Source organism: Candidatus Poriferisocius sp., from assembly GCF_965208355.1.
GTDB lineage: Bacteria > Actinomycetota > Acidimicrobiia > Acidimicrobiales > Bin134 > Poriferisocius.
Genome location: NZ_CBDBOM010000003.1, coordinates 1,981,688 through 2,003,676 on the forward strand (window position 1 = coordinate 1,981,688; position 21,989 = coordinate 2,003,676).

Annotated in this window: 29 protein-coding genes; 14 read left to right on the forward strand and 15 right to left on the reverse strand. The window is 63.3% G+C overall.

Annotation, left to right across the window (positions count from 1 at the left end):
• Positions 1 to 157 precede the first annotated feature (157 nt).
• The 3 genes from ACOGXH_RS10460 to ACOGXH_RS10470 all read left to right on the forward strand — a co-directional run bounded on the left by ACOGXH_RS10460 (position 158) and on the right by ACOGXH_RS10470 (position 1,605).
• Entirely contained in the window at positions 158 to 943 is a 786-nt protein-coding gene (locus ACOGXH_RS10460; protein WP_419929048.1) for an HAD family hydrolase, read from the forward strand.
• Positions 944 to 1,025: 82 nt separating this feature from the next.
• Entirely contained in the window at positions 1,026 to 1,262 is a 237-nt protein-coding gene (locus tag ACOGXH_RS10465) for a hypothetical protein (RefSeq protein ID WP_419929049.1), read from the forward strand.
• Positions 1,249 to 1,605: a type II toxin-antitoxin system PemK/MazF family toxin gene (locus ACOGXH_RS10470; protein WP_419929050.1), complete on the forward strand. Its 357-nt coding sequence runs from the start codon at positions 1,249 to 1,251 to the stop codon at positions 1,603 to 1,605. Before ACOGXH_RS10465 ends, ACOGXH_RS10470 begins: the two co-directional genes overlap by 14 nt.
• A 15-nt stretch (positions 1,606 to 1,620) precedes the next feature.
• Here ACOGXH_RS10470 and ACOGXH_RS10475 read toward each other — a convergent pair whose 3' ends face one another.
• The 4 genes from ACOGXH_RS10475 to ACOGXH_RS10490 form a co-directional block, all read right to left on the reverse strand.
• A complete protein-coding gene (locus ACOGXH_RS10475) occupies positions 1,621 to 2,292 on the reverse strand; it encodes an alpha/beta hydrolase (protein WP_419929051.1) in 672 nt (223 codons plus the stop codon).
• Positions 2,293 to 2,375: 83 nt separating this feature from the next.
• Entirely contained in the window at positions 2,376 to 2,567 is a 192-nt protein-coding gene (locus ACOGXH_RS10480; RefSeq protein WP_419929052.1) for a hypothetical protein, read from the reverse strand.
• Positions 2,568 to 2,587: 20 nt separating this feature from the next.
• Positions 2,588 to 3,010, reverse strand: a complete 423-nt coding sequence (locus tag ACOGXH_RS10485; RefSeq protein ID WP_419929053.1) for a hypothetical protein — start codon at positions 3,008 to 3,010, stop codon at positions 2,588 to 2,590.
• A gap of 26 nt (positions 3,011 to 3,036) precedes the next feature.
• Complete coding sequence (locus ACOGXH_RS10490; protein WP_419929054.1) at positions 3,037 to 4,152, reverse strand: acyl-CoA dehydrogenase family protein; 1,116 nt, start codon at positions 4,150 to 4,152, stop codon at positions 3,037 to 3,039.
• A gap of 155 nt (positions 4,153 to 4,307) precedes the next feature.
• On the opposite strand from ACOGXH_RS10490, the gene ACOGXH_RS10495 reads away from it, so the two are divergent.
• The 10 genes from ACOGXH_RS10495 to ACOGXH_RS10540 all read left to right on the forward strand — a co-directional run bounded on the left by ACOGXH_RS10495 (position 4,308) and on the right by ACOGXH_RS10540 (position 12,735).
• Complete coding sequence (locus ACOGXH_RS10495; protein ID WP_419929055.1) at positions 4,308 to 4,916, forward strand: MBL fold metallo-hydrolase; 609 nt, start codon at positions 4,308 to 4,310, stop codon at positions 4,914 to 4,916.
• Positions 4,917 to 4,987: 71 nt separating this feature from the next.
• Entirely contained in the window at positions 4,988 to 5,746 is a 759-nt protein-coding gene (sufC, locus tag ACOGXH_RS10500; protein WP_419929056.1) for a Fe-S cluster assembly ATPase SufC, read from the forward strand.
• A complete protein-coding gene (locus ACOGXH_RS10505) occupies positions 5,737 to 6,969 on the forward strand; it encodes a SufS family cysteine desulfurase (RefSeq protein ID WP_419929057.1) in 1,233 nt (410 codons plus the stop codon). Before sufC (ACOGXH_RS10500) ends, ACOGXH_RS10505 begins: the two co-directional genes overlap by 10 nt.
• Before the next feature lie 52 nt (positions 6,970 to 7,021).
• Positions 7,022 to 7,492, forward strand: a complete 471-nt coding sequence (gene sufU / locus ACOGXH_RS10510; RefSeq protein WP_419929058.1) for a Fe-S cluster assembly sulfur transfer protein SufU — start codon at positions 7,022 to 7,024, stop codon at positions 7,490 to 7,492.
• 4 nt (positions 7,493 to 7,496) lie between these two features.
• Positions 7,497 to 8,615 (forward strand): aromatic ring-hydroxylating oxygenase subunit alpha, encoded by a 1,119-nt coding sequence (locus ACOGXH_RS10515; protein ID WP_419929059.1) that lies wholly within the window; start codon positions 7,497 to 7,499, stop codon positions 8,613 to 8,615.
• Positions 8,612 to 9,379, forward strand: a complete 768-nt coding sequence (locus tag ACOGXH_RS10520; RefSeq protein ID WP_419929060.1) for an SDR family NAD(P)-dependent oxidoreductase — start codon at positions 8,612 to 8,614, stop codon at positions 9,377 to 9,379. Before ACOGXH_RS10515 ends, ACOGXH_RS10520 begins: the two co-directional genes overlap by 4 nt.
• 34 nt (positions 9,380 to 9,413) lie before the next feature.
• Entirely contained in the window at positions 9,414 to 9,956 is a 543-nt protein-coding gene (locus tag ACOGXH_RS10525) for an AAA family ATPase (RefSeq protein WP_419929061.1), read from the forward strand.
• A gap of 85 nt (positions 9,957 to 10,041) precedes the next feature.
• Positions 10,042 to 10,803 carry a hypothetical protein gene (locus ACOGXH_RS10530; protein ID WP_419929062.1) on the forward strand — a complete coding sequence of 254 codons (762 nt, stop codon included), beginning with the start codon at positions 10,042 to 10,044 and terminating at the stop codon, positions 10,801 to 10,803.
• 122 nt (positions 10,804 to 10,925) lie between these two features.
• Positions 10,926 to 12,152, forward strand: a complete 1,227-nt coding sequence (locus tag ACOGXH_RS10535; protein WP_419929063.1) for a DUF222 domain-containing protein — start codon at positions 10,926 to 10,928, stop codon at positions 12,150 to 12,152.
• Between the two features lie 136 nt (positions 12,153 to 12,288).
• The gene (locus tag ACOGXH_RS10540; RefSeq protein WP_419929064.1) at positions 12,289 to 12,735 is read left to right on the forward strand and encodes an SRPBCC family protein; all 447 of its coding nucleotides are present in this window, start codon (positions 12,289 to 12,291) and stop codon (positions 12,733 to 12,735) included.
• Between the two features lie 95 nt (positions 12,736 to 12,830).
• Here the strand turns inward: ACOGXH_RS10540 and ACOGXH_RS10545 are convergent, their stop codons facing one another.
• The 11 genes from ACOGXH_RS10545 to ACOGXH_RS10595 form a co-directional block, all read right to left on the reverse strand.
• Positions 12,831 to 13,268, reverse strand: coding sequence for a hypothetical protein (locus ACOGXH_RS10545; protein ID WP_419929065.1), 438 nt, complete (start codon positions 13,266 to 13,268; stop codon positions 12,831 to 12,833).
• 178 nt (positions 13,269 to 13,446) lie between these two features.
• Complete coding sequence (locus ACOGXH_RS10550; RefSeq protein WP_419929066.1) at positions 13,447 to 13,740, reverse strand: 4a-hydroxytetrahydrobiopterin dehydratase; 294 nt, start codon at positions 13,738 to 13,740, stop codon at positions 13,447 to 13,449.
• A gap of 67 nt (positions 13,741 to 13,807) precedes the next feature.
• A complete protein-coding gene (sufC, locus tag ACOGXH_RS10555) occupies positions 13,808 to 14,620 on the reverse strand; it encodes a Fe-S cluster assembly ATPase SufC (protein ID WP_419929067.1) in 813 nt (270 codons plus the stop codon).
• Positions 14,613 to 14,963, reverse strand: a complete 351-nt coding sequence (locus ACOGXH_RS10560) for a non-heme iron oxygenase ferredoxin subunit (RefSeq protein ID WP_419929068.1) — start codon at positions 14,961 to 14,963, stop codon at positions 14,613 to 14,615. The genes sufC (ACOGXH_RS10555) and ACOGXH_RS10560 overlap by 8 nt, the downstream gene beginning before the upstream one ends.
• Entirely contained in the window at positions 14,960 to 16,225 is a 1,266-nt protein-coding gene (gene sufD, locus ACOGXH_RS10565; protein ID WP_419929069.1) for a Fe-S cluster assembly protein SufD, read from the reverse strand. Before sufD ends, ACOGXH_RS10560 begins: the two co-directional genes overlap by 4 nt.
• Positions 16,222 to 16,587, reverse strand: a complete 366-nt coding sequence (locus tag ACOGXH_RS10570; RefSeq protein ID WP_419929070.1) for a hypothetical protein — start codon at positions 16,585 to 16,587, stop codon at positions 16,222 to 16,224. Before ACOGXH_RS10570 ends, sufD begins: the two co-directional genes overlap by 4 nt.
• 5 nt (positions 16,588 to 16,592) lie before the next feature.
• Positions 16,593 to 17,996, reverse strand: coding sequence for a Fe-S cluster assembly protein SufB (gene sufB, locus ACOGXH_RS10575; protein WP_419929071.1), 1,404 nt, complete (start codon positions 17,994 to 17,996; stop codon positions 16,593 to 16,595).
• A gap of 52 nt (positions 17,997 to 18,048) precedes the next feature.
• Positions 18,049 to 18,567 carry a gamma carbonic anhydrase family protein gene (locus ACOGXH_RS10580; RefSeq protein ID WP_419929072.1) on the reverse strand — a complete coding sequence of 173 codons (519 nt, stop codon included), beginning with the start codon at positions 18,565 to 18,567 and terminating at the stop codon, positions 18,049 to 18,051.
• Positions 18,568 to 18,586: 19 nt separating this feature from the next.
• Positions 18,587 to 19,084 carry a flavin reductase family protein gene (locus ACOGXH_RS10585; protein ID WP_419929073.1) on the reverse strand — a complete coding sequence of 166 codons (498 nt, stop codon included), beginning with the start codon at positions 19,082 to 19,084 and terminating at the stop codon, positions 18,587 to 18,589.
• Positions 19,085 to 19,173: 89 nt separating this feature from the next.
• Complete coding sequence (locus ACOGXH_RS10590) at positions 19,174 to 20,550, reverse strand: CapA family protein (protein WP_419930359.1); 1,377 nt, start codon at positions 20,548 to 20,550, stop codon at positions 19,174 to 19,176.
• Positions 20,551 to 20,609: 59 nt separating this feature from the next.
• The gene (locus ACOGXH_RS10595; protein WP_419929074.1) at positions 20,610 to 21,449 is read right to left on the reverse strand and encodes a hypothetical protein; all 840 of its coding nucleotides are present in this window, start codon (positions 21,447 to 21,449) and stop codon (positions 20,610 to 20,612) included.
• Positions 21,450 to 21,491: 42 nt separating this feature from the next.
• Here ACOGXH_RS10595 and ACOGXH_RS10600 point away from each other — a divergent pair, with 42 nt between their 5' ends.
• Positions 21,492 to 21,980, forward strand: coding sequence for a hypothetical protein (locus ACOGXH_RS10600; protein ID WP_419929075.1), 489 nt, complete (start codon positions 21,492 to 21,494; stop codon positions 21,978 to 21,980).
• Positions 21,981 to 21,989: the final 9 nt, after the last annotated feature.

Sequence of the window (21,989 nt, forward strand, 5' to 3'; positions counted from 1 at the left end):
CAGTGACAGCTTCTCTTCGGGCCAACTCCAATTGGTCGTGTCTCACAGTATGGTTCAGACAGCACCGGGGACTGTGGTGTCGGTGTGATGCACAACGGAGCAAGATCGATTGGCCAATCTGAATCATGGAGACCGTCCACCCAGTCCAGTTGAAGCAGTGGTCTGGGACCTCGACGACACTCTCGTTGTCGAGCGGCCCGCCGCCGAAGCAGCGGTGGCCGCGACATGCCAGCAGGCTGCCATCGTGCTCGGCGTCGACCCGAATCAACTCGAGCAAGATGTCTTCGACGAGGCCAAGTCCCAATGGTGGAGCCTGCCCACTATCGACTTTGCTCGACGAGTGGGCATCGCCAGCTGGGAAGCTCTGTGGGCGACATTTGAAGGACCCGGTCAAGAATTGTCCAACCTTCGGGCAGTGAGGCTTTCGAACCGACAGGCCGTGTGGCGTGTTGCGATTGAGCGCCAAGCCACTGTCGACCATCACACGGTTGAGGAGTTATCCAATCTCTTCGTAGTAGAACGCCTCAACCGAATGGAGGCTTTTCCCGACGCCGAGCCAGTGATCAGCCAGCTCCAACCAGCGGTGCCGATGGCGATCGTGACCAATGGCGCCTCCGACACCCAGAGAACCAAGCTGAGCCTTACCGGACTCGATCGCTTTGGTTTGCCAACCGTCGTCGCTGGCGAAATCGGCATCGCCAAGCCCAGCCCCGAACCGTTCATGCGGGCCCTTGACCACCTCGGGGTGGCTCCCGAGAACGCTGTTTTCGTCGGCGACAGCGTCACCCGCGACATCGTCCCCGCCCTCGAACTTGGTATGGCTGCGCTCCTAATCGCCCGCAACTCCAACGAACCCAATCCAACCAACCTCCCCGATGGCCGATGCAATGTCATTTCCACCCTCCATGAAGTCCAGCAGTACCTGTCACAAGGGGCGGATTGAGAGCCTGAATCTCCCCAGGCATTGAGCAGCCTCCGACGGGATGCACTTCCGGCTCTATGTCTACAATATGTAGACTCTTCCTATGGAAACCACCACGATCCGCGTGGACACAAGTACTCACGCTCGACTGCTTGAGTTGAGCCGCGACGCTGAAACGTCCCTTGTCGCCACGGTTCGAGACGCTGCTGAGGCTCTTTGGCGACAGCGATTCGCCCGCGAGGTGATGAGGCAGCTCAACGAGTTGCGTCAAGACCCAGAAGCCTGGCAGGAGTATCTGGCTGAGGCTGAAGAGACCTACGTCGCCGATGGCATCGGTTGACGAGCTATGGCTGATTGACTTCGGAGAGCGCCATCCAGGAGAGCCGGGGTCCATTCGACCAGCTCTCGTCATTGGGCCATCTCCTATCTTCAGCCAACCAGACCAATCAGATATCGAGTTTCCCTTCATAATCGTCGTGCCGCTGACAACCACCTACCGCGGCCTGCCGTTTCATGTTGAATTGGAAGCCACCGATCTCAACGGCCTGTCTGAAACCAGCTTCGTCCAATGCGAACTCATCCGGTCGGTGAACCACAAACGCCTCATCCACCGCTTGGGCATCTTGGAGCCCGACCCAAGTCACCAAGTGGCCGCGGTGATCAAGACGCTCTTGAACTACTAGCTATCGGCCATCCCCTCAGGGGATGAGGGTGATTTGGGAGTCGAGCCAGCCTAGGAGGATGGCGATGCAGCGGGGGTCGGAGTGGAGGCGGTGGCCGGCGCCGCTGATGATGCGGAGGCCAGCGTCGCCGTGGGCGTCGGCGATAACTCGGGCGTCGAGCGGCGACACCTCCCGGTCGTCGGAGCCGTGGAGCACCAGCATGGGCCGGGGAGCGAATTCAGCAGCGCACCGGTCAATTCGGATCGACCCGGCAGCCTTGGCCCATGAGTCGACCGAAGCGGGATAGTCGGGCGTGGAAATGATGCCCAGCGAGCGGGAATACTCCACCACCCCGGAGGCATCCAGGCCCCAGTGGGCGAAATCCACCGGCGCTCCCATGGTGGCCACCCCTCGCACCCGGAGGTCTTCTTGGGCCACATGGGCCGCCAGCGCGCCGCCGATGCCGAATCCCGCCAGCCAGACCCCTTCAATCTCCTCGAGTCCGTCGAGGTGGTCCACTGCGCTGCCGACGTCGTCGGTCCATCCGTCCAGGGAGAAATCCCCCTCGCTGTCACCGCAGCCGCGGTAGTTGAGCACCAGCGCAATCCACTCCATGTTTTGGGCTATTCGATCAGCCAGGGGGTAGAGCCGGTCGGCGGCCCTCTTGCCGCCGTTGGCCGCCGATGGAAATGCAGGGCACAGCACCACACCGGGCAGCGCTCGCGTTCGGCGGCTCTCAGGCCGCGCTAAGTACCCGGCAAGCTTGAGCCCGCCGGAATTCTGCCAGTGGATCACACCGACCGAGGCCGATAGCCGCGGTTTCGGGCTTCGGCCAGCGAGTCCGGCCCGAACACGAGGAATTGTTCCGACGCCACCAGCTCGTCGATGACCGACTCGTCGCTCTCCTCATCCAGGTCGTAGACCACTTGGGACCGCTTGTCCCCCACGTACCGGAAGCCTTCCAACGACCGTGGCCTGTCCATTGCCTAACCGTACCCTTCCACTACTCGGAATCCTCGGCTGGAGGGCCGAGGGCGCCTATGGCCTCCAGGTATTGACTCTCGAGATCGAGCACCACCACCACATCGAGGGCGTCGATGTCCCGACCTGACTCCGACGCCTGGGCCAACACGTAGTCCACCGAGTCGTCGTCGCTGGTGACGACCTCCTCCTCCCGGCCTTCCGCTTCGGTGGCCGTCACATCCCCCCGCCCGTAGGTGGCCGATCCCCGGAGCCGCAGGTGGTCCAGTCGCCAAAGCAAGATCTCCTGCACGTCGTCGTAGCTCAGCTTGGCCGAAAGGGCGTCGGGCAGGCGCTCGGCCACAAAGTCCACCGCCTCGAACAGGTCGTACACCGCCCGAGCCCGGGTGTGGGACAAACGAGACGACACCCGCATCACCGCATAGGCGGCCAGCCCGACCACCAAGACTGCGGCGAGAATGATGAGGAGCGTCAGATGCCGATGCGCTGAGCGAGCAGCTCGCGGTGATACGTGGGATCGCCGAACAGCAGCTCCGACGACTTGGCCCGCTTGAAGTAGAGGTGGGCGGGATGCTCCCAGGTGAAGCCGATCCCTCCGTGGATCTGGATGTTCTCCGCCGAGGCGTGGAAGTAGGCCTCCGAGCAGTAGGCCTTGGCCAGGCTGGCCACCGACGGGAGCTCGTCGTTCAGCTCCGAGGCGCACCAACCGGCGTAGTAGGCAGCCGACTTGGCCGACTCAACCTCCAGCAGCATGTCGGCGCACTTGTGCTTGATGGCCTGGAACGACCCGATGGGCCGTCCAAACTGCACCCGGTCTTTGGCGTACTGCACCGACATGTCCAAGCACATCTGAGCGCCGCCCACCTGTTCGGCGGCTAGGGCGACCGCAGCCAAGTCGAGCACCCGCTCCAGCACGGCCCAGCCTCCGCCTTCGGCACCGATCAGCGTGACCGGAGTGTTGTCGAAGTCCAATCGGGCCTGCTTGCGGGTCTGGTCCATGGTGGAAAGTGCGGTGCTGGTCAAACCGTCGGCGTCGCTGGGGCACCAGAGCAGGCTCACCCCACCGGCGGTGCGGGCGGCCACCAACACCACATCAGCGGTGTGGCCGTCGATCACAAACATCTTGGTGCCGCTGATGCGCCAGCCATCGCCGTCGGCGGTCGCCTCCACAGTGATGCCCGACTCGTCCCAGCGGCCGTTCTCCTCGGTAAAGGCCAGCGCGGCTACCGTCTCTCCGCCAGCGATACCGGGCAGGAGCTCGGCCTTGGCCGCGTCGTCACCGCTGTGGATGAGGGCGTTGGCGGCCAGCACCACGCTGGAGAAGAACGGGGCGCACAACAGGGCCCGGCCCATCTCCTCCAGCACCACGATCAGCTCGATATAGCTGAAGCCGCTGCCGCCGTACTCCTCGGGGATGATGAGCCCCTGCAACCCGAGCTGCTCGGCCATCTGGTTCCACACGGCATCGTCGTAGCCCTTTTCGGTGTCCATCTGCTCTCGGACGGCCGATTCGGGGGATTTGTCCTCCAAGAACTGTCGGACGAAGCGCCGCAGCTCTTCCTGTTCCTCGCTGAAGGCAAAGTTCACGGCCTAGTTTCTACTAGACCGCAACCCTGGTAGCCACGCCCGACCACTCTGCTCACCGATCGATTCGCTGCCCTCTACGCCATTGACCTGTCACTGGCCCGCTAGATGGGGCACAATCGGGGTCGCAACGTGAAGCTCCTGCGAAAAGAGCCGCTATGACCCTTCACTGGCAAGACACCCAGGCTGAGATCCACAAGGTGGTTGTTGGCCCGATGGAGAACAACGTATTCGTAGTCCGCTGCCGTGAGAGCGGCGATGCGGTGCTGATCGACGCGGCCAATGAGCACGAGCTGCTGCTGGAGCTGTGCTCGTCGCTCGGGGTCCGCACCGTGTTGGAGACCCACGGGCATTGGGATCACATCCAGGCCATTCCCGCGGTGCGCGACGCCGGCTATGAGGTGGGGGTGACCGCCGAAGACGCCGCCATGCTCGACTCCTACGACTACCTGCTGGAGGATGAGTCGGTGATCGAGGTGGGCCGGCTCCGGCTGCACTGCATCCACACGCCGGGGCATACCCCGGGGTCGATGTCGTTCCGCTTGGAAGGCTCGCCCATCTTGTTCTCGGGCGACACCCTCTTTCCCGGCGGTCCAGGTGCCACCGGATTCGAGGGCGGAGACTTCGACACCATCATCGAGTCAATCGAGCAGCGGATGTTCTCCCCGCTGCCCGCCGACACCGTGGTGCTGCCCGGCCACGGCGATCAGACCACCATCGGGAACGAGACTCCCCATCTCCAGGAGTGGATCGACCGGGGCTGGTAGGCCTAGTTGTCGGCGCGCCCCACCCCTTTCCAGTGATAGGGATCAACGGCCCTCCGACGTAGACTGATCTAGTGAGCCCGCCCGAGGCCCCGCTCTTCGAGGTCGAGAACCTGCACGTCGCCACGGCTGAAGACGGAACCCCGATCCTGTCGGGCATCGACCTCACTGTTCGAGCGGGTGAGGTACACGCCCTCATGGGGCCCAACGGCTCGGGCAAGTCGACCCTGGCCAGCGCCCTGTTGGCCAGTCCCGAGTACGAGGTGACCGGGGGGCGGATCCGCTTCAAGGGCGACGACATCACCGACTGGCCTGCCGATGTGCGGGGCAAGGCCGGGCTGTTTCTGGCCTTCCAATACCCCCAGGAGTTCCCCGGCGTGTCGGTGATGAACTTCCTGCGTCAAGCCCTGTCGGCCCGCAAGGGCATCGACTTGTCGGTGCTGGAACTGCGGTTGGCGGTGATGGAGTGGATGGAGCGGTTCGACATGGACCCCTCGTTCGCCGACCGCTATCTGAACGACGGGTTTTCCGGGGGCGAGAAGAAGCGCAATGAGGTGCTGCAACTGGCCATCTTGGAACCGGAAATGGCCATCTTGGACGAGACCGACTCCGGCTTGGATATCGATGCCCTCAAGATTGTGGCCAGCGGGGTGCAGGAAGTGATGACCTCCCGGCCGGAGATGGGGGTGCTGGCCATCACCCACTTCCGCCGACTGCTCGACCATTTGGCCCCCGACCACGTCCACATCCTGATGAACGGCAAGATCGCGGCCAGTGGCGGTTTCGAATTGGCCGCTCAGCTCGACGCCGAGGGGTACGAGGCATGGCGCTAGACTCCGCCTCGATCCGGGACGACTTCCCCATCATGTGCCGACAGGTACACGGCCGCCCTCTGGTGTATCTCGACTCGGCGGCCACCTCCCACAAGCCCAGGCCGGTGATCGACGCGGTTACCGACTACTACGAGCGCTTCAACTCCAACGTTCACCGGGGGTCCTACCAACTGGCGGTGGAAGCCACCGAGGCCCTGGAGCAGGCCCGGGCCAAGGTGGCCCAGTTCATCGGGGCATCCCAGGACTCAGAGATCATCTTCGCCAAGAACGCCACCGAGGCCATCAACCTGGTGGCCCGAACCTGGGGCCGGGTCAATCTGGGGCCGGGCGATCCGGTGGTGATCACCGAGTTGGAGCACCACGCCAACATCGTCCCCTGGCACATGCTGACCGCCGAACAGGGCATCGATCTCCGCTGGATCCCCATCCGCAGCGACGGCCATCTCGACTTGACCGACCTCGACCGCTTGCTCGACGGCGCCCGGCTGCTGAGCGTGGCCGCAGTATCCAATGTGCTGGGCACCATCAACCCCATCCGACAACTGGCCGACGCGGCCCACGAAGCCGGCGCGCTGATGATGGTGGACGCCAGCCAGTACACCCCCCATTTGCCCACTGATGTGGCGGAAATGGGGGCCGACTTCGTGGCCTTTACCGGCCACAAGATGTGCGGCCCTACCGGGATTGGCGTGCTGTGGGCCAAGTCCGAGCTGCTGGAGGCCATGCCGCCGTTTTTGGGCGGGGGCGAGATGATCCTCAACGTGACCAAGGAGGGGTTCAGCACCGCCGCGGTCCCGTGGAAGTTCGAGGCCGGCACCCCACCCATCGCCGAGGCGGTCGGGCTGGGGGCGGCGGTGGACTATCTCAACGGGCTGGGCATGGAGCAGGTTCGAGAGCACGAGGTGGCCCTCACCGGCTACGCCCTTCGAACCCTGAACCAGCGCTACGGCGACGACATCACCATCCACGGGCCGACCGAGCCAGCTGAGCGGGGCGGGGTGCTGTCGTTTGAGTACAAGGGAATCCATCCCCACGATGTGGCCCAGGTGCTGGACCGATCAGCGGTGTGCGTGCGGGCCGGCCATCACTGCGCCAAGCCGCTGATGCGGGTGCTGGGCTGCTCCGCCACCAGCCGGGCGTCGATGTACGTGTACAACGATGAATCAGACGTGGATGCCCTGGCCGATGCCCTGGCCGATGCCGACGCCTTCTTCATTGAGTGAAGAATGACTGCATATGGCTGAGACTTCGCCCGTAGACTGTTGAACCGTCGCCATGCCGGATCTTGAAGACCTCTATCGCGAGATCATCCTTGATCACTATCGCAATCCCCGCAATCGGGGTGAGCTGGACACCCCGCCCGCCGTCCGGGCCGAGGGCTTCAATCCTCTGTGCGGCGATGAGGTCATCATCTACGTGCGCTTGGCCAACGGGGTGGTCGACGACATCAAGTTCGGAGGCCAGGGCTGCTCCATCAGCCAAGCTTCGTCGTCGATGATGTCGGCCATCGTCAAGGGCCGCACCACCGACGAGCTGCACCGGCTCAACCGGGCATTCAAGTCCATGATGTCCATCGAGCCCGACCCCGACGATCCCGCGCCCGTCAACGGCAACGGGGCCGATATCAAGCTCGGCGACCTGGAAGCCCTCAAGGGTGTGGTCAAGTTCCCCGTCCGCATCAAGTGCGCCACCTTGTCCTGGCACACCCTCATCCAAGCCGTCGAAGAAGCTCAAACCACCGGTTAGTAGCGTGTCGGGCGTCGACATCGGGCAGGGTTGGCACCCTGACCCCAGCTCGTCGCTCTCACTGCACGCCGATGCCTACACCGAGAAGCGGTGGTTCGACGCTGACCAATCGGCCATCATCAGCCGGACCTGGCAGTGGATCTGCCATGGCGAGAAGCTCCGCAAGCCGGGCAATTTTGTGGCCGAAACCATCGCCGGGCAGCCGATCTTCGCCATCCGCGGGGCTGACGGCGAGCTGCGGGCGTTCTACAACGTGTGCCAGCACCGGGCCCACGAGCTCGTCGAGGGCGAGGGCCTGCTGAACAACCTGGTCTGCCCCTATCACGGATGGTCTTATGACCTGTCTGGCCAGCTTCAGGCCGCACGCCACACCAATCACCTCGTCGACTTCGACATCGAGCAGATCTGCCTAGACCCGGTGCAGATCATCGAGTTCGGCGGGTTCGTCTACGTCAACCTCGACCCTGAGGCTGCTTCCCTTCAGGTGCAGTCGGGCGACTTGGGGGCTGAGATCGCCCACTGGGCCCCCGATGTGGAGCAGCTCACCTTCGCCCACCGACTCTCCTACACGATCAACAGCAATTGGAAGAGCGTGGTGGACAACTTCTTGGAGTGCTACCACTGCCACAACGCCCACAAGGACTTCGTGTCGCTGGTGGACATGGACACCTATGTGGTGACCACCCACGGCATCTACTCCAGCCACATGGCCGAAGCGGGCAAGGCCGCCAACACCGCCTACGACGTGAGCGAGGCCACGGTGACCGACCACGCAGTGTGGTGGCTGTGGCCTAACACCTGCATGATGCGGTACCCGGGCCGGGGCAATTTCATCGTGTTGAAGATCATTCCCGCCGCCCCTGACCTGACCTACGAGACCTACGACTTCTTTTTGGAGACTCCCGAGCCCAACGAAGCCGAGCTGGAGTCGATCCGCTATCTCGACGAGGTGCTCCAGGTGGAGGACATCAACCTGGTCGAGAGCGTGCAGCGGGGCATGTCGACGCCGGCATTTGAGCAGGGCCGCATCGTCAACGACCCCAGTGGGTCGGGCCTCTCCGAACATGCGGTGCATCACTTCCACGGCCTTGTGCTGGACGCCTACAAGGGAGCCGCATCATGACTGGGACGCTGGAGGGCCGGGTGGCCTTGGTTACCGGCGGCCGGGGTGGAACCGGGCGCGCCGTGTGCCGCCGCTTCGTGGACGAAGGCGCCCACGTGTACGCGGCCGGACTCAGCGACGATTGTCCCGCCGACGAGGCGTCTGCGGCCGGGGAGTTCCTCCGGTTCGATGTCACTTCCGAGGACGAGGTTGTGGCCGGCATCGCTGGGATTGAGTCGGCTCGGGGCCGCCTCGACATCGTGGTCAACGCCGCCGGCATTGAGATCGAGAAGACGGTCGAAGACACCTCGCTGGAGGAGTGGGATCGCATCTTCGCCATCAACGTGACCGGCACGTTCTTGACCTCAAAGCACGCCCTTCCGCTGCTGCGCCGGTCGGACCATGCGGCGATCGTGAACTTCGGCTCCTACGACGGTTTCATCGCCGATCCCAAGCTGGCCGCCTATTGCGCCACCAAGGGGGCGGTGCACGCCCTGACCAAGGCGATGGCCTGTGACCACGGGCCGGAGGGCATTCGAGTCAACGCCATCTGTCCCGGCTATATCGACACTCCGATGCTGGAGCAGTTCTACCCCGATCATGTTGAGCTAGCCGATGCCCACGCCGAAGCCGAGCGAATTCACCCTTTGGGCACCATCGGCACACCAACCGACATGGCCAACCTGGTCCACTGGCTGGTCTCCGACGAGGCTCGCTACGCCACCGGACAGCTGTGGGTGCTCGACGGAGGCCTCTCCGCTCAGATCCAGCAAATGCGGTTCTGATGATGGCCGGGGTGCTGTCCACAGGTGAAGCAGAATGATCGGCCGCGGTGAAGTGGTAATCGTGTCGGGCCCGCCAGGCTCGGGAAAGACGACTGTAAGCGCTGCTCTCGCATCGGATTATGAGCGCGGCGTCCATCTGGAGTCGGACTGGTTTTTTCGGTCCATCCGGTCGGGTTTTGTTGCGCCGTGGCTACCGGACGCGCACAGCCAGAATGCCGCGGTAATGGTGGCCGCTGCGGACGCTGCCGCAGCATATGCCGATGCTGGCTACGGGGTTGTGTGGGACGGAATCGTCGGGCCGTGGTTTCTGGATCAAGTTGTCCGACGTCTTGAGGACCGTGAGATCGGTGTGCAGTATCTGGTCCTGCGACCCGGGCGCGTCACGGCGTCGCAACGAGTGCGGGGGCGTGGGGACACCCCCGAAACCTCAGGCGCCGAAACCATGTACGACCAGTTCGCCGACCTGGGAGAGTTCGAACCCCATGTCATCTCGTCGGACGCACCGGCCGAGCAGGTTATCGAGGCATGCAGAGCCGCCCTCGCCAATGGCAGCCTCGAAGTGAGACTCCACCCTTGAGCCCGGCAGTTGCGCGCAGCCAAACTGCGGTTCTTGCATGAGGGTGCGGCATGCCCAGGAAGAGGACCTCCCTGAGATTCGCGGAATGACTTCGGCGATGAGGCGGCAGTTGGCGGCTTGGTCGCCGGTGTATTTTCGTCCTCGAGAAGGGGCTGATGAAGCTCATGCCCAGTTCTTGGAATTCGTTATCGATTCTCCCGATCAGCATGCCAGCGTCTTTCTTCTTGATGACTCTGTTGTCGGCTTCTTCCGACAGGCCTACCTACCCCACCACATCTGGGTCGATGATCTATGCCTGCGGGATCCGATTCTCTGGGAGGAGGCAGCTAGGACCTTGGTCGACTCCATGGGATCGACATCGTGGGTGACATGTGTATCCCCCCACGACTCCGACCGTCTTGATGCGCTCTCATCTGCTGGACTCACGCCGATCTCGACGTACTGGAGTAAGTCCTTGCCGAGCAGCCCGTCGATGCCTGAGATCGATGAAGCGCCCTCCATCCCCGAACAACGGCCAACTGGGCCAGCACACACCTTTGGAGGGGTTGCTTTCGATCCCGCGATCCCAGGAGCACTGGTGGCTTGCGACGAAGACGGCAACTACGCCATCGGCTCTCCCAGCGTCGAACCGCCGATCTATGACCCCGGTGGACCTACCTCCATAGTCGACCAGCTCGGCGGCCCTAATCGAGGTGTCGCCCTCGACCTCGCACAATCAGCAGCCACCGCCCGCGGCGACGCTCAGCTCGTTGTGGTTTTGGCCAGCGACGATAGGGATCTTCGAAGGGACCTCGAAGCCAAGAGCTTTCAGCTCCAGGTTGTACTGCTGGATTGGCAAGGGCCTTAACCCGAGCACTTTTGCATGTTTTGTGGTTGATGTTGCTGCTGTTTGATTATTTATAAGATTTTTTCTGTTTTAACACGATATTCAGGGGGTTATTGTCACTGGCCGTCGGTATGCTTACAGCCATGAGATTTGCCCTTGACCAGGCCGAATGCACCGAGGCCCGCGACGGCGTAGAAAGCGGTTGCGGGGCGGCGGTTTGTGTCGGGACGGTGGATGTTGCCGGCCATTCGGAGGAGCGGTTGCGGGCGCGGATCAGCTTGATCGGCCGGGCCGAGTCGAAGTTGGCGGCGATGAAGTCCCAAGCCGTGGCGGAGATGGCCCGCCAGCACAACGCGGCCTCCGCGGAGCGGGCTGTCCGGGAAGAATTGCAATCCTCCAAGCGGGCCGCCCGCCACGACGTCAAAGCAGCAGAGCGGCTGGCCGCGCTGGAGGCCACATCGGAGGCATTGGCCGCCGGCGACATCCCCCAAGACCATGCCCGACTCATCGCCCGGGCCTCATCCGACGGGCCCATCGACGAACAGGCGCTGGTGGACGCGGCCATGGAGCAGAACTACGACGAGTTCGAAAAGACGCTGCGCCGCCAGCAGCAGGACCTGTCGGGCGACGACGGGCAGGCCCTATTGGACCGCCAGAGGCAAAAGCGCACCGCCCGCATGTTCAACAACCGCGACACCGGCATGTTCATCCTCTCGGGAGAGTACGACCCGACAACCGGCCAGCACATCGCCGCAGTCGTCGCCGACAAGGAACGCGAGCTGTGGCACCAAGAAGACCCCAAGGCCCGCCGTACCTCACAACAGCGCATGGCCGACGCGCTGGCCGAGTTGATCTTGGAACCGGAAAAGGGCAAGGCCAAGGGCATCGCCCTGGTGCTGGTGGCCGACTACGACGCCACCAGCCGGGAACTTGTCAACGCCAGGTTCTCCGACGGCAGCCCACTGCCCATGCAAGAACTGGTCCGCCTGGCCCTCAAAGCCGACATCTTCCCCGCCATATTCGACGCCAAGACCCAAAACCTGTGGCTCGGACGCACACGCCGCACCGCCACCGACGCCCAGCGCATCGCCCTGATGGTCCGAGACCAGGGCTGCATCGGCTGCGGCACAGCCCCCAACCGATGCTTCTCCCACCACGTCAAGTTCTGGAGAAACGACGGACCCACCGACTACCCCAACCTCGTCCTCGTCTGCAACGACTGCCACCACGACATCCACGACCACGGCTTCCAAACCACCCAAGACCCCGACACTGGCCGATGGAAAACCCATCCCCCACCCGACCCTTACCCCGACAACGGCTCAACAACCTGGCAGCCCGCTCACCTCAACTCTGTGCTGCTCAACTGAGCCTCGAAATAGATTCAGCTCTGTAGAAAAGAGCCGCCAAGAAGCCCAGCCAGGACGCCCAGCCAAGAAGCCCAACCAAGAAGCCCAGCCAGGACGCCCAGCCAAGAAGCCCAGCCAGATCTACTACGTTCTGGGTATGACCATCACTGCCCAAGCAGCAGCAAGTGTGGGGGCGAGTCCGAAGGATGTCTTGGAGTTTGCGCTCGACTTGGATCAGTACCGTCAGGTCGACCCCAAGATCCAGCGAGTGCGTTCTGTGGCGGGGCCAGATGATGAGGGTCGGGGGTCGGTAAGAATCTGGGGCAAGTTGAAGGGCTTGCCTCCGGCGCCAGACCGGCAGGACTTCGCCTTAGAGCGTTGGACCAAGCTGACGTTCACCGGAGCACCCCGCCAGCCTGCCCGCCTGGTGTTTGATTTCACTGGGATCATTGCTTGCCAAGAGCGCCCGGACGGGTCCGCCGAGGTAACTCACTCCTACGAATTCAGGTTCAAAGGGCTGTTTCGCTTGGCTGAGAGAAACCTCGGAAAGTGGCTACAAGGTCAGATCGAAGAGGAACTCGAAGCACTGGCTGAGCGTTTCTAGGAACCCAACCGGCAGGGCTGATTCAGCTGCTTAGACCAGAGCGTTGACGCGGCGGTCCCGCGGTCGAACTCCCAATCCAACTCGGCGGGGCAGCGTCAGCCCAGCCCCACGGCCAGGATCGCGCCCCAGGTCGGCAATGACACACCCAACATGGTGAACACCATCGTGCGGGTCTGCTTGGCGAACTGGAGGGCCATCTCACCTCGGAACTCCTTGTTCTCACCTCGGAACTCCTTGTTCTCGGCCCGAATCTCCTTGTTCTCTGCCCGCAGCATCTTGAACTCGGCTTCGACCATGGCAAATCTGCCGTCCATCTCGGTGCGGAGGTTAGTGAATCCGGCGTTCATCTCGGTGCGGAGACGTTCTTCAAGGGCGTCGATGGCCTTGTGGGTGCCCCTGATGTCGTCTTTAGTGGCGAGTTGGTGCCAATCGAAGGGGGGAAGGCTCTCCATCAGAACTTCGGCCTCCTCCTCTCCTAGGACTTCGATCAATCGATTGCGCAGCGCCAGGCGCTTTTCTTCACTCGCAGGCATTTCCAGCCTCCTCGGATGTTCTTATCGCTAGAGGAGGACCAAAAACCATGTCCTCGAGTGGTTGCGGCCCACCCTACCGCTAACAGTTGCGTGCCACAACCACCGTCTTGCCCTGTTTGCTCGGCATCTGCATGTCGGTTAGGGAAGCTGTCCCCGCAAATTGCCCGACAAGACGGAACTAAACCAAGGCGTTGACGCGGCGGGCGAATTCGAGGTCGAGTTCAGTGAGGCCGCCGGCGGCGTGGTTGGTGATGGCGATCTCGACGGTGGACCAGACGTTGGACCACTCGGGATGATGAAACAGCCGTTCGGAGATCAATGCCACCCGAGACATGAAGCCGAAGGCCTCAGAGAAGTCGGAGAAATTGAAGGTGGCGGCGAGCTTGTCGCCCTGGCGCTCCCAACCGGGCAGGTCTTCTAGGGCGGCGGTGATTTCTTCATCGCTTAGCAGCCTCTTGGCATCAGCAGTCATCTATTTCTCCAAGCCTTAGCGTTTTCAATTCCAGCCTATTGTCACCCAGACTCCACCCAATCAATTCCTAGGGCCATGGGTCTCCTCCCCCTCCGAATTCTAAGTGTGAGTGGATCTCAACCGGTGATTCGGCCCGAGTGTCGATCCAGGGATCGTAACCAGTCTCCTCCAGCTGGGCAGCCAAGCCCGGGCCACCAGTTTCGGCGATAGCACCATCGATCAGGATGTGGACCACGTCGGCATGGAGCACAGTCAGCAACCGGCTGAAGTGGGTAATGGCCAGCACCCCGAGATTGTCCTCATGGGTGGCCTGTTCGATGCGATGGCTCACCGCGGCCAGCGCATCCACGTCGAGACCGCTGTCCAGCTCGTCCAAGATGGCGATGCGGGGTCGGAGCACACCGAGCTGCACCGCCTCGCTCCGCTTCATCTCTCCCCCGGACAGGTCGACGTTTAGCGAGCGATACAAGAGATCAAGGTCGAAGCCAACCAACTCGGCCTCGGCCACCACTTGGGCCTCCACCGCGCTGCGGTCTCCCCCAACCGCGGCCACCGCTTCTTCCAGCAAGTTCTCCAAGCCCACACCCGGCACTTCAGTTGGGTACTGCTGGGTGGAGAAAAGCCCGGCGTGGGCCCGCTCCCACGGGGAGAGATCCACGAGATCGACATCGTTCAGGGTGATCGAGCCCGCGGTGATCTCATAGCCGGGACGGCCCATGATGGCGTAGGCCAGAGTCGACTTGCCCGAGCCGTTGGGCCCCATTACGGCGTGGACCTCGCCGGAAGCAACCCGCAGGTCTACCCCATTGAGCACCATTTGCCCGCCGACTCGAACATGCAGGTCTGAGACGACCAGCTCGCTCTTGGATGAATCACTCATCGTGGCCGACCTCCAGCCAGACCTGGCCGTCGTCCACGCCCACGTCGTAGACCGGGACCGGTCGAGTGGCGGGCAGAGTCTCGGCCTCGCCGGATTCCAACGAGAACAGGCTGCCGTGCTTCCAGCACTCGATGGTGCCCTCCTCGGGATCCACCTCGCCTTCTGCCAGGGAGTAGTCAGCATGGCTGCATATGTCGCCCAGGGCGTAAAGATCATCTCCCAAGCGGATGACTGCGACCTTGTGGAACAGGCTGCTGACCTCGACGTCGAACCGCCGAGCCTCCCCGTCCTCTAGCTCGTCCAGGGGACACAGCGTGATCCTCGTGATTCCCTCAGTGCTCACGATCCGCTCCCGTTGCCCGCATGATGGTGGCTCAACCCCGCGATCTTGGCCTGAAGCCGATCGCGCACCGCCGGCACCGCCCCCGCAACGGGGAACTGATCCAGCACCTCGTCAAAGAAGCCAGTGACGATGAGACGCTCGGCAGTCTCGGTGGGCACTCCCCGGCTTTCCAAGTAGAACAGCTGCTCGCCGTCGATGGGTCCCACCGCGGAGGCGTGGCTGCAGTGCACCTCGTTGTTCTCGATCTCCAGGTTGGGCACCGACTCAGCCCAGGCGTCCTCCGACAGCTTGATGTTCCGGTTGGTCTGGTAGGCGTTGGTGCCCCGGGCGTCGGGTCGCACCCGAATGAGACCGGTGTACACCGACCGGGAGGCGTCGTCTACCGCTCCTTTGAACAGCAGACTGCTGGTGGTGTCAGGCGCGGCGTGATCCTGGAAGGTGCGGAAGTCCAAGGTCTGCTCGCCATCACCGAAATACAGCGAGATCAGATCGCCGGTGGCCCCCCGCCCCGACAAATGGGTGTCCAGCCGCGTCCGGGCGTATGCCCCGCCGAGCGCGGCGGTGGATGCCCTCAGGTGGGCCTGCGAGCCAATATGGCTGACCTGAGAGCCGATGTGCCACATCTTGGGCCCCAGGTCCTGCACGGCCAGGTACCCCACCCGAGCGGCGGCGGCCGCCCTGATCTCGATGACCGGGCTTATGAACGAGGCCACGTCGGCCGAGCCGTACAACTCCAGCACTTCAACTGTGGAGTCAGCCCCCGCGTCCACGATCAGCCGAGGGAACACTGCGGCTCCGTCGGCATCGAGCCAATGGCGAACCACAATCGGACCTGGCACGGTCTTCCCCGGCGGCACCCGCACCAACATTGGCTCGACGGCGAAGGCCGCATTCATGAGGGCGAACAGGTCAACATCCACCGAAGCGGCCAGGTCGGCGTCGCCGTCGCCCAGCGGGCGGATCTCCACCCCCAGGTCGGCGAGCTCCGGGGCCAACTCAACTCCACAGAGCCGGCCGTTGCTGGTATCGGCAACGGCGCAGTAGTCGGGAACCTCGGCTGTAGACCGCTCACCGGGATCAGCCGCCAGCTGATAGCGGCCGAGGTCCAACTGGCCAATCGGCGTATACCGCCATACCTCCTCTTCCACCGAGGGCATAGAGGCAGTAGCCACCTGCTCGGCGGCGGCCACTCGTCGGCGGACCAGCCAATCAGGGCCGGGAATGGCTCCGGCCGCATCGGGGGTGAACTGGGTTTCGATCACGTACGCCGACGGCGCTTTCGCCGTTTCGCCTTTCCGCCGCCGCCAGCTCTCGACCGTCGCCGGGACTTCTCCTTCTCCAGTTCGGCCATCACCCGGGGTCCCGCCTCGTTCACGATGTCTTCGGCAGCGTCCAGCAGGGCGCCGATGCTCTCGTCGCTGCCCACACTGGCCGGCGCCTCAGGAGTGGGCGGCGTGACCAAGGTGCCGTGCGACCAATTCACGTCCACCATTCGTCGCTCATAGGCCGAGCAGTCGTCGGGACAGCGCCAGGGGGCCTCGGGAGCCAGGTCTAAATCGCACTTCCGCACGGTCTCCCCATTGGGGTACGACCGGCTCTCGAAGTACTTGCAATCCTGCCGCATGGGCATTAGCCGACAGATCCCTCCATCTGCAGCTCGATGAGCCGGCTCCACTCCACGGCGTACTCCATTGGCAGGGTGCGGGTGATGGGCTCGATGAAGCCGTTGACGATCATGCCCATGGCTTGCTCTTGGGTCAGCCCCCGGCTCATCAGATAGAACAACTGCTCATCAGCCACCTTGGACACGGTGGCCTCATGGCCGATCTCCGCATCCCGGGTGCCCACCTCCATGTAGGGGTAGGTGTCGGACACGCTGTCCTCGTCCAGGATCAGCGCATCGCACTGCACATGGCTGCGGCATCCGTAGGCATCGTCCTCTACCCGGACCAGACCCCGGTAGCTGGTTCGCCCGCCACCGTTGGAGATCGACTTGGACACGATCTTGGAGGTGGTCTCGGGTGCGGCGTGGGTCATCTTGGCCCCGGCATCCTGATGCTGGTCGGGACCGGCGTAGGCCACCGACAGCACCTCGCCCGAGGCCTTGGGGCCGACCATCACCACTGCCGGGTACTTCATGGTTAGCCGGGAGCCGATGTTGCCGTCGATCCACTCCATGTGGCCTTCGGCCTCGACCTTGGCCCGCTTGGTGACCAGGTTGTACACGTTGTTGGACCAGTTCTGGATGGTGGTGTAGGTGACCCGGGCCGACTTCTTGACCAGAATCTCCACCACCGCGGAGTGCAGCGAATCAGTGGTGTACACCGGAGCAGAGCACCCCTCGATGTAGTGAACCTGTGAGCCCTCGTCGGCGATAATGAGGGTCCGCTCGAACTGGCCCATGTTCTCGGCGTTGATGCGGAAGTAGGCCTGAAGCGGCATCTCCACCGTCACGCCGGGCGGCACGTAGATGAAGCTGCCCCCCGACCACACTGCGGAGTTGAGGGCGGAGAACTTGTTGTCCCCCGGCGGGATGATGGTGCCGAAATGCTCCTTCACCAGCTCGGGGTACTCCTTGAGCGCGGTGTCCATGTCGCAGAACAGCACCCCCTGGGCCTCCAAGTCCTCCCGGTTGCGATGGAACACAACCTCCGACTCGTACTGGGCGGTCACCCCGGCCAGGTACTTGCGCTCGGCCTCGGGGATGCCCAGCTTCTCGTAGGTGTCCTTGATGGCGTCGGGCAGGTCCTCCCAAGCGTCGACCTGCTCTTCGGTGGGCTTGATGTAGTAGTAGATGTTGTCGAAATCAATGCCCGACATGTCGCCGCCCCAGTTGGGCATGGGCCGCTTCTCGAATCGGGAGAGCGACTTCAAGCGGAAATTCCGCATCCAGTCGGGCTCGCTCTTCATCCACGACATCTCCTGCACGATGTCGGTGTTCAGCCCCTTCTTGGGCTTGAAGACGTAATCTTCCTCGTCGCTCCAGCCGAGCTTGTATCGGCCGAGATCTAGGGCGAGGGCTTCCGACGACATATCCAAATCCTAGTTGCAGGGAAAGCGTGGTTGACCTGAATACTACCGGCGGTCAGCCCAATAGGCGCATCTCAGCGCGATATCGGTGGCACCGGTCCACATAGCCCTGGGCGTCCTCTCGATTCTGCCCCTCGGCCATGTGGCCTTCGCGGATTTTGGCCGGCACGCCGATGGCCAGAGCCAACGGGGGGATCTTCATGTGGTTGGTGACCACCGCGCTGGCTCCCACCAGCGCGCCCCGGCCCACGACCGCTTCGTGCAGCACGACTGAAGCCACGCCGATGAGCGCTTCGTCTTCTACGGTGCAGCCTTCCAAGTGGGCCAGATGGCCGACGGTGACGTCGTTGCCCACCACTGTGGCCAGCTCGTCGGTGTTGTGGATGACGGCGTTGTCCTGGATTGACGTGCGAGCCCCTATGGTTATGCCCGCCCCATCGCCCCGGAGGACTGTTCCTGGCCAAATGGTCGACTCGGCCCCGATGCTCACCCGGCCGATGATCACCGCCTGCGGGTGGACAAACGCCTCGGGGTGGATGTCGGGTTCGATGTCTCCCAACGCGTAGATCGGCATTGCTCTCTGGTCCTAGCCGTCAGCCCATCGGGTCGAAAGAGCCGTACTTGCCGGCCAAGAACACCAGCGGCCCCACATCGTCTCGCTGCACGCCCAGATCCAATACCCGGCCGAGGACGATCCAGTGGTCGCCCCCCTCAACGATCTGGTCGATCTCGCAGTCGATCCAAGCCAGGGAACTCTCGAATATCGGTGCGCCGGTGATCTTGGTGGTCCACTCCAAACCGGCGAACTTGTCCTCGGCCTTGGAGGCGAAGAGGTTGGACATGTCCCCTTGGTCCTCAGCCAGGATGTTCACCCCGAAGTGGCCTGCGGCCTCGATGGCCGGCCAACTGGTGGACGTCTTGCCCGGCATGAACATGACCAGCGGCGGATCGAGCGACACGGAGCCGAAGGAACCGATGGCCAGCCCGGCGGGTCCGTCAGAACCGGCGGCGGTGACCACGGTTACGCCGGTAGGAAACTGTCCGAGCACTTGGCGGAAGAAAGCCGAGTCGAACGGCAGGCTGTCAGACACTAGGACTCCTCGGGCAGGGACAGACTTTGCCCCGACGCAGTGAGATTAGTGGCTGCCTGCTGCTTTGCCACTAGCGCCGCCATCGATCTCTAGGGTTGGCCCGCGAACATCACATCCACGCCGTAGCTACGAAGCGTGGTCGTCGTCCGAACCCACGATTGCTCAAGTTGACTGATGAGCTCCGAGCTGGTTCCGGCGGCCAACGCGGCACCCACATCGACAATGGTAAAGGTCCGCCGATCGACCCAGGTCGGCACGGCGCTGATGTCGGCCAATTCGATTTCGCCGGTCTCGCCCTCCACCAAATCAACCAGCATGATCACACCATCGGTGCTTTCCGGCGGGCACGAGCGGCATGTCTGGGGCGATTGGTTGGACAGGAAGTTCCCGAGTCCATAGATCACGAGTTTGCCGCCGAGTCGCTCCACCGGTTGAATCACATGGGCATGCGTGCCGACGATGATGTCGATCTCGTCGCCGGCGAGGAGCTCTTTGGCCAATGCCCTCTGCTGCGAAGTCGGTGCCACCTGATATTCCGCGCCCCAATGGATGCTCAGCACTACGAACTCGGCCCCGAGCTCGATGGCCGCCCGAGCCTCTCCGAGAATGTCCTGGACAGAATTGATGTCCACTGCCCACGGCTTGTCATCCGGGAGGATGAGCCCGTTGAGGCCGTAGGTGTAGGACAGGTGACCGATGGTGACGCCGTTTACCGAGTACAACCTCGGGATTGCCCCCTCCAAAGCGGTGCGAGCCATGCCGGCGTGGCCCAGGCCCGCCTGGTCGAATAGGTCGAGGGTGTCATTGATGCCGGTGATCCCCTGGTCCAGGGAGTGATTCGAAGCGGTCGAGCAACCGTCATAGCCTGCATGGGCAATGGCAACAACCAGGTCGCCGGGGGCATTGAACAAGGGGTAGCCGGAAAGGTTGCGGTTGTTGGGCGAGAGAGGAGTCTCCAAGTGGCAGACCGCCAAGTCGGCATCGCTCAGGGTGTCTTGCACCAAATCGAACATGGGGCGGTAGTCGTAGGCCAAGTCATCGCCCCCATAGGCCTGCGCCTGCCTGAACACCGGACCATGTGACAAGAGGTCTCCGGTAAAGGCCAGCCGGGCATGCCAGGACTCCGGCTCGGCCGAGGGAGAAGGATCTGGAATCGACGAAGCCGTAGGGATGGGTGTGGCTGTGGGAGCAAAAGTGCTAGTGGCAGTTGGCGGAGCGATGGGATTAGGCGTGGCCGCGGGAGCAGGCGTGGCCGCGGGAGCAGGCGTGGCCGCGGGAGCAGGCGTGGCAATGGGAGCAGGCGTGGCAATGGGAGCAGGCGTGGCTGAAGGAGGGGCCGCGGAAGCAATCGTGGCAATGGGAGTAGGCGTGGCCGCCGGAACCGGCGTTGAGGTGTTGGGAGTGGGATCAGAAATGACCGCGGGAGCCGTGCCACCGTCACCGCAGCCACTCGCCAACACGATCACCGCAACCAGCAAAGCCGCCGTTGCCTGGCGACCGGTGCAACCGATCAGGCGGATACCAATCAAATGGCGGCGCAGAACAGTTCAGGGGTTACGGGGCAGTCGGTGCTCGAGATTGCCTCGGCCACTGTGACCAGTCCATCGGGGCCGGCCACTTGGTCTACCAGTGCGAGTGGCACAACCTCTTCGTCGGCATCCCACGGTTCCACCATTCCCAATGCCTGCTCGATCAGCGAGTCCCACATGGGGCCGGGAAGGACTGTTCCCCTGCCAGCAACCAGCCACACCGGCACGCCAGCGGCGTGGGCCACCGCCGCGGCCGCACGAGACCCGGCAACGGCGAGACATCCGTCCGGGCCCACCGCGGCGGTCTCCAACAGCACGACGTCGGCTGATGCCGCCGCTGAGCCCAGGCCGCTCTCGGCCACCTCGTCCACCCAGCCGTCCTGCTCCGACAGTCGCCGCACGAGATGGTGGCCTTCTCCCAGCACATCCACCACTAGCACCCGCAGATCGCCTCGAAGCCGGAGAGCCCGGCCGATCTGGTCGGGCCATCCGAGTACGCAGACCGAGGCCTCGACGGGAAGTTGGCGTGACAACAGGCGGGCGGTCTTGTCATCGGAGATCGCCTCCATGCACGCCCGGACTTCAGACCGGGGATCAGCCGCAGTGAGGACCCGTGAGGCCAGCCACATCAGCGGACCAGAAGAGGGCTGCCGAGCGAGCATCCGCCGACAGGTGGTAACCAGCCCGGCCGGGTCGTGGCCGAAACTCAACAGCGCCCCGGCCGTCTCCCGCACCAGTGACTCCTGTCCCACGCCCGAAGACCGGGCCACATAGCGCAGATGCTCGATCGGGTGCACCGCCAAAGCGTACGCGACCGCGATCTGATCATCAGCCACGACACCGGGTTCCTACCTCCCACTGGGCTATTTTCAAATGCGATGTCCACCACGCTTGACGCCGATGTGAATCTGACACCTCTGAACGGCGAGCCCCGCCCAATCGGCGACTGGGTGACCGTCTTCCATCTGGTCATCGTCGTGCTCGATCCCTATACCTATGAGAGCTCGTGGATGATCGATACCGCCGGTCGCATTCTGCGGAACTTCGTCGGAGCCGACTGCCGGGTGTCCTTCATGGTGACCGCCTCAGCTCAAGAAGCCGAGGAGTTTCTCGGACCGTGGAGCGAAGAATTCCTTACGTTCGCCGACGAAGACCGCTCCGTAGTTAGAGCCCTGGGGCTGGAGTCGCTGCCCGCCATTGTCCATTTGGACCACCAGCTAAACCTTCGGGCCTCGGCCGAAGGCTGGAATCCTCCGGACTGGCGTGACTTCGCAAACCAGCTTGGCCAGGTCATGAGCTGGCACCCCCCAGTAATTCCCGACACCGGCGACCCATCGCCGTTCGCCGGAACCCCGGCGTTAGGCTGAGTAGAACCC

Coding starts and splice junctions, on each gene's coding strand:
- ACOGXH_RS10465 (WP_419929049.1), top strand. CDS start 1,026: ATGGAAACCACCACGATCCGCGTGGACACAAGTACTCACGCTCGACTG.
- ACOGXH_RS10470 (WP_419929050.1), top strand. CDS start 1,249: ATGGCATCGGTTGACGAGCTATGGCTGATTGACTTCGGAGAGCGCCAT.
- ACOGXH_RS10480 (WP_419929052.1), bottom strand. CDS start 2,567: ATGGACAGGCCACGGTCGTTGGAAGGCTTCCGGTACGTGGGGGACAAG.
- ACOGXH_RS10495 (WP_419929055.1), top strand. CDS start 4,308: ATGACCCTTCACTGGCAAGACACCCAGGCTGAGATCCACAAGGTGGTT.
- ACOGXH_RS10505 (WP_419929057.1), top strand. CDS start 5,737: ATGGCGCTAGACTCCGCCTCGATCCGGGACGACTTCCCCATCATGTGC.
- sufU (WP_419929058.1), top strand. CDS start 7,022: ATGCCGGATCTTGAAGACCTCTATCGCGAGATCATCCTTGATCACTAT.
- ACOGXH_RS10520 (WP_419929060.1), top strand. CDS start 8,612: ATGACTGGGACGCTGGAGGGCCGGGTGGCCTTGGTTACCGGCGGCCGG.
- ACOGXH_RS10525 (WP_419929061.1), top strand. CDS start 9,414: ATGATCGGCCGCGGTGAAGTGGTAATCGTGTCGGGCCCGCCAGGCTCG.
- ACOGXH_RS10530 (WP_419929062.1), top strand. CDS start 10,042: ATGACTTCGGCGATGAGGCGGCAGTTGGCGGCTTGGTCGCCGGTGTAT.
- ACOGXH_RS10535 (WP_419929063.1), top strand. CDS start 10,926: ATGAGATTTGCCCTTGACCAGGCCGAATGCACCGAGGCCCGCGACGGC.
- ACOGXH_RS10540 (WP_419929064.1), top strand. CDS start 12,289: ATGACCATCACTGCCCAAGCAGCAGCAAGTGTGGGGGCGAGTCCGAAG.
- ACOGXH_RS10545 (WP_419929065.1), bottom strand. CDS start 13,268: ATGCCTGCGAGTGAAGAAAAGCGCCTGGCGCTGCGCAATCGATTGATC.
- ACOGXH_RS10550 (WP_419929066.1), bottom strand. CDS start 13,740: ATGACTGCTGATGCCAAGAGGCTGCTAAGCGATGAAGAAATCACCGCC.
- sufC (WP_419929067.1), bottom strand. CDS start 14,620: ATGAGTGATTCATCCAAGAGCGAGCTGGTCGTCTCAGACCTGCATGTT.
- ACOGXH_RS10570 (WP_419929070.1), bottom strand. CDS start 16,587: ATGCGGCAGGATTGCAAGTACTTCGAGAGCCGGTCGTACCCCAATGGG.
- sufB (WP_419929071.1), bottom strand. CDS start 17,996: ATGTCGTCGGAAGCCCTCGCCCTAGATCTCGGCCGATACAAGCTCGGC.
- ACOGXH_RS10580 (WP_419929072.1), bottom strand. CDS start 18,567: ATGCCGATCTACGCGTTGGGAGACATCGAACCCGACATCCACCCCGAG.
- ACOGXH_RS10600 (WP_419929075.1), top strand. CDS start 21,492: ATGTCCACCACGCTTGACGCCGATGTGAATCTGACACCTCTGAACGGC.